The organism is Streptomyces tricolor (assembly GCF_002155905.1).
In the GTDB taxonomy this organism is placed as follows: Bacteria; Actinomycetota; Actinomycetes; order Streptomycetales; family Streptomycetaceae; genus Streptomyces; species Streptomyces tricolor.
The window spans coordinates 1-2,399 of the sequence record NZ_MUMF01000004.1; the positions used below are offsets into that span (position 1 = coordinate 1).

Consider the following 2,399-nt stretch of genomic DNA (forward strand, 5'->3'; position numbering starts at 1 on the left):
CCTTCGGAGCGCTGCCCCCACCCAGCCGCACCGCACCGCTCAGAACACCACCAGCGCCCGTCCCCCCTTGCCCGCCAGCATGTTCTCGAAGGCCGCCGGGATTCCCTCCAGGCCGATCCGGTCGGTGACCAGAGCCGAGAGGTCCAGGTCGCCCTCCCTCACGTGCCCGGCGAGGACCGGTACGTCGCGGGCCGGGTCGCTGTTGCCGTAGACGCAGCCGGACAGGGTGCGGCCCCAGTGGAAGATCTCCAGGGCGTTGAAGGTGACCTGCTCCTCCTTGCCGCCGATGCCGACGACCGTGGTACGGCCGCCCCGGCGGGTGGACTCCCAGGCGGCGCGGATGGAGACCGCGCGGCCCACGCACTCCACGGCGACGTCGACGCCCTGCTTGCCGGTGAGGGCGCGGATCTCGCGGGGGGTGTTCTCGGAGGCGAGGACGTAGTCCGTGGCGCCGGCCGCGCGGGCCAGTTCCTCCTTCCCGGGGGAGACGTCGACCGCGATGACGCGGGAGGCGCCCGCGATGCGGGCCGACTGGAGCGTGGCCAGGCCGACCCCGCCGACGCCGAACACGGCCACGGTCTCGCCGGGGCGGACCCGCGCCGCGTGGTGGACGGCGCCGTACCCGGTGAGCACCGCGCAGCCCAGCAGGGCGGCGTCCACCAGCGGCACCCCCTCCGGCAGCGGCAGCACGCAGGACGCGGCGACCACCGTCTCCTCGGCGAACGCGGCCACGTTCAGCCCGGGGTGCAGTTCGGTGCCGTCGGCGGTGCGGGCGTGGACGTTCGCGGCGCCGCCCAGGGCGTTGGCGCACAGCCACACCTCGCCGAGCGTGCAGGCGTGGCAGCTGCCGCACGAGGGCGCCCAGTTGAGGACGACGGGGGTGCCGGGTGCGACGTGGGTGACGCCCTCCCCGACCGCGACGACCGTGCCGGCGCCCTCGTGGCCGAGGACCGCCGGGACCGGCACCCGCATGGTGCCGTTGGACAGGGACAGGTCGGAGTGGCAGACGCCGGCGGCGGCGAGGCGGACCCGGACCTGCCCGGGGCCCGGGTCGGGCAGCTCGATGCCGGTGATCTCCAGCGGGGCGCCGATGGCGGGCAGGACGGCGGCTCGTACGGCCATGGGGCTCGGACTCCTCAGAACTGGAGGGACTTGGTCTGGAGGTACTCGGCGAGTCCGTGCGCGCCGAGTTCCCGGCCGACGCCGGACTGCTTGTAACCGCCGAAGGGGGCGAGGGGGTTGAACCGGCCGCCGTTGATGTCGACCTGGCCGGTGTCCATGCGGCGGGCGAAGGCCACCGCCTCGGCCTCCTCGGCGGCCCAGACGGCGCCGGCGAGGCCGTACACCGTGCCGTTGGCGATGCGCAGGGCGTCCTCCTCGTCGTCGTACCTGAGGATCGACAGGACCGGGCCGAAGATCTCCTCCTGGGCGATGGTCATCTCGGGGGTGACGTCCGCGAAGACCGTGGGGCTGACGAAGTAGCCCTGCTCGCGCGGGGCTTCGGGGCCGCCCGCGACGAGGCGGGCGCCCTCGGCGATGCCCTTCTCGATGTAACCGCGCACCCGGGCCTGCTGCTTGGCGCTGACCAGCGGGCCGATGCGGTCGCCGTACTTGGCGGCGGCGGCCCGGGCCAGTTCGACGGCCTCGGCGTACCGGTCGCGGTGGACCAGCATCCGGGTCCAGGCGCTGCACGTCTGACCGGAGTTGGACATCACGTTGGCGACGCCGACGTTCACGGCCTTGGCGAGGTCGGCGCTCGGCAGGATGACGTTGGCGGACTTGCCGCCCAGTTCGAGGGCGACCTTCTTCACGGCCGCGCCGGCCACCGCGCCGATCTGCCGGCCGACCGCCGTGGAGCCGGTGAAGGAGACCAGGTCGACGCCCGGGTGCTCGGCGAGAGCCTGTCCGGCGACCGGGCCGAGGCCGGTGACCAGGTTGAACACCCCCGCGGGCACGCCCGCCTCGTGCACCGCCTCGGCGAACAGCTGGGCGGTGAGCGGGGTGTCCTCGGCGGGCTTGAGGACGATCGTGCAGCCGGCGGCGAGGGCCGGGGCGACCTTGGCGACGATCTGGTGCAGGGGGTAGTTCCAGGGGGTGATCGCGCCGACCACGCCGATCGGCTCGTGCAGGACCGTGGAGTTGCCGACCTTCTCCTCGAAGACGTGGGTGGCGGCCAGCTCGGCGTAGGAGGCGGCGACCGCGATCGGCACGCCCGCGTGCACGGCCTGGGAGAACGCCAGGGGCGAGCCCAGTTCCGCGGTGACCGTCTCGGCGATCTCGTCCTTGCGGGCCGTGAGGGCGTCCCGGAGGGCGGCCAGGCGTGCGGCGCGGTCGGCCGGGGGCGTGGCGGCCCAGGCGGGCAGGGCGGCGCGCGCGGCCCGTACGGCGGTGTCGACGTC

General features: G+C 74.6%; 2 protein-coding genes. Both read right to left on the reverse strand.

Annotated features, from left to right (window positions below):
• Positions 1-39: 39 nt before the first annotated feature.
• Positions 40-1,122 carry a Zn-dependent alcohol dehydrogenase gene (locus CCN44_RS00225; protein WP_059248465.1) on the reverse strand — a complete coding sequence of 361 codons (1,083 nt, stop codon included), beginning with the start codon at positions 1,120-1,122 and terminating at the stop codon, positions 40-42.
• A gap of 14 nt (positions 1,123-1,136) precedes the next feature.
• The coding region (locus tag CCN44_RS00230; RefSeq protein ID WP_244203875.1) for an aldehyde dehydrogenase family protein at positions 1,137-2,399 on the reverse strand (1,263 nt) is incomplete at its 5' end.

Coding starts and splice junctions, on each gene's coding strand:
- CCN44_RS00225 (WP_059248465.1), bottom strand. CDS start 1,122: ATGGCCGTACGAGCCGCCGTCCTGCCCGCCATCGGCGCCCCGCTGGAG.